We start from the raw sequence: 3,205 nt of genomic DNA, 5'->3' as shown, positions 1-3,205 counted from the left end.
CCCGCAACCCGGCAGCATCCACACCCCGACCCGCCGCCGCCACCACGTAGGCGACAAGATACCGATGACCAGGCTGATCCTCCCGGACCACCACCGCAACCCGACCCACCGCCCCATCCCCCGCCAAAACAGCCTCAACCTCACCCAACTCGATCCGCAACCCACGAATCTTCACCTGCGCATCAACCCGCCCCACATACACCAACACACCATCACCCCGCCACCGCACCAAATCCCCCGTCCGATACATCCGCTCCCCAGACCCRGAAAACGGACACGCCACAAACCGCTCCCCCGTCAACGACGAACGACCCACATACCCACGCGCCAACCCCACACCAGCGATATACAACTCCCCCACCACCCCCGGCGGAACCGGCCGCAGAAAACCATCCAACACAAACAACCGAACATTCCAGATCGGCCCCCCGATCGGCACCACCCCCGACACCCCCGGCGGACACGCCCAGAACGACACATCCACCGACGCCTCAGTCGGACCATAAAGATTATGCAACCCCACCCCCGGCAACACCCCCTGAAACCGCTCCACCAACTCGCCCGGCAAAACCTCACCACTACACACCACCCGCCGAAGCCCCCCACACAAAGCCGCACCCTCCTCATCCAGAAACAACCCCAGCATCGACGRCACAAAATGCACCGTCGTCACCCGCTCAGCCACCACCAGATCCACCAGATAACGCGGATCACGATGACCACCAGGCCGCGCCACCACCAGACACGCACCCGTAACCAGCGGCCAGAAAAACTCCCACACCGACACGTCAAACCCCGACGACGTCTTCTGCAGAAMCCGGTCATCACCACCCAACCCATACTCACCCTGCATCCACAACAACCGGTTCACAATCCCCCGATGCGACACCACCACCCCCTTCGGCACACCCGTCGACCCCGACGTATACATCACATACGCCGGACACCCCGGCCGCACCACAACACCAGGAGACGTCCCCGGACAATCCCGCACCACCCCACCGTCATCCACCATCAGCCGCACAGCCGKATGCTCCGGCAAACCCCCCACCGTCTCCGCCGTACACAACACCACCACCGGATCCGCATCAGCCAACATCAACCCCACCCGCGACGCCGGATACTCCGGATCAACCGGCAGATACGCACCCCCCGCCTTCACCACCGCCAACAACGCCACCACCAACTCCACCGACCGCGCCACCGCCACCGCCACCACCCGCTCCGCACCCACCCCCAACCCCACCAAACGCCACGCCAACCGATTCGCCGCCACCTCCAACTCCCCATACGACACCACCCGCCCCTCACACACCAACGCCACCGCACCCGGACTCCGCCGCACCTGCGCCTCAAACAACTCCGACAACGTCACCTCCGGCACCACCACCCCCGTCYCATTCCACCMATCCACCACCCGGGCCTGATCCGCGTCCCCCAGCACCCCGATCCGGCCGACAGGTGCGATCGGATCGGCCGCGATCCCGTCGAGCACCCGCAGGAAACGGTCGGCGAGTTCGGCGGCCGTCTGCTGGTCGAACACCTCCGGCCGGCAGTCAAGACGCAGCCGTAGCTGCTCCCCTGGGATCACGGCCAGGCTCACCGGGTAGTGCACCGCCTCCTCGCTCCCGGCCGGTGTGATCCGCAGCCCGTCGCCCTTGGTGACCGAGGCGCCGCCAGGGTCACGGGGGTAGTTCTCATAGGCCAGCAGCGTGTCGAAGGTGGYACCGGGGCCGGCCAGTCGCTGGATCTCGGCAAGCCCCAGATGGTGGTAGGCCATCAGCTCCGACTGGCGGCCCTGAAGCTCGGCCAGCATCTCCACCACGGGCTGGGCGGGGTCGAGCGGCACCCGGACCGRCACGGTGTTGACGAACAGCCCCAGCATCTCCTCCACACCGGGCAGCTCGGGCGGACGACCCGCCACCACCGCGCCGAACACCACGTCACGGCGGCCGGCCAGGCGGCTGACCAGCAGCGCCCACGCCCCCTGTACCAGCGTGTTCAGCGTCAGGCCGCGGCTACGGGCCAGGGCACGCAGCGCGGCGGTCAGCTCGTCAGGCACGGTCACCCGGACCCGCGCGAGCCCCGTCGCCGTTGCCGTCACCGTGCCCCGGTCCGGCGTGGCGACGAGGGTCGGCTCGTCGGCTCCGCGCAGTTCCCGCTGCCAGGCCGCCCGGGCGGCCTGGCGGTCCTGGCGGCCGAGCCACTCCAGGTAGTCTCGGTACGGCGAGACCGGCTTCAGCCCGCTCGCGTCACCGCCTGCCGCGTAGATCGCCGACAACTCGCGCCGCATCACCGGCAGCGACCAGCCATCCATCAGCAGGTGATGGTTGGTGATGACCAGCTGGTGCCGATGCCGGCCGAGCCTGACGAGCGTGCAGCGCAGCAGCGGCGGCACCGCCKGGTCGAACCCACAGGCTCGGTCCTCGGCAGTCAGCCGGGACACCTCCGCCAGCGCCGACTCCTCGGCCAGCGCGGACAGGTCCACCTGTGTCCAGGGTAGTTTCACCCGCCGCGGGATCACCTGGACCGGCTGCTCCATCCCGGCGGCCTGCCGGAACCCGGCCCGCAGGTTGGCGTGGCGGTCCAGCAGGGCCTCAACCGAGGCGCGCAGCACGTCCGCGTCCAGCGGGCCCCGCAGGTCGAGGATTCGCTGGACGACGTAGGAGCCGGCGGCGTCCTCGTCGTACAGCGCGTGGAACAGCAGCCCTTCCTGAAGCGGCGAGAGCGGCCACACCTCGGCCAGCGCGGAGCGCGTCATGTCGACATCCCCTTCTCGATCTCGGCTGCCATCGCCTCGAACTCCTCCACCTGCTCCTGAGCCAGCTCGAGCAGCGGGAAGTCGGAGGGGGTGTGCCCGCCCGCCTCGGGGCGCGCGGCGTGCTCGGCCAGCCCGGTCAGCATCGCCACCCATCCCTCGGCAAGGTTCCGCACCTCGGCCTCGGTCAGCRGATCGCCCGGCCAGGCCAGCGACAGGCTCAGCTCCGGGCCCGCCGGCCCGTCCCGGACGATTCCGCTGGCCTCCAGGGCGTGGGCCGCCGGCATCCGCTCGATCGCGTCGCCGCCCAGACTGGCCTGCCGCCAGTCCGCCGGGGCTTCAGCGTCACTCGCGGTGAAGCGGCCCATGTAGTTGAAGCCGATCTGTGGGGTGGGTAGCGCCGCGAGGACCGGGCGCGTGTCAGGGTTGAGGTAACGCAGCAGCCCG

2 protein-coding genes are annotated in these 3,205 nt (G+C 69.1%); both read right to left on the bottom strand.

What is annotated here, in order from left to right; genetic code table 11:
* The coding region (locus CcI156_RS23445; RefSeq protein WP_139341606.1) for an amino acid adenylation domain-containing protein at window positions 1-2,761 on the bottom strand (2,761 nt) is incomplete at its 3' end.
* A partial coding sequence (locus CcI156_RS23440) for a hypothetical protein (RefSeq protein WP_139341605.1) occupies window positions 2,758-3,205 on the bottom strand: 448 nt, incomplete at its 5' end. The genes CcI156_RS23440 and CcI156_RS23445, both read right to left, overlap by 4 nt.

Origin of the sequence: Frankia sp. CcI156 (assembly GCF_001983015.1) — a bacterium.
In the GTDB taxonomy this organism is placed as follows: Bacteria; Actinomycetota; Actinomycetes; order Frankiales; family Frankiaceae; genus Frankia; species Frankia casuarinae.
Note: the sequence above shows the minus strand (reverse complement) of the source record. Positions and strands in the feature narration are given on the sequence as shown.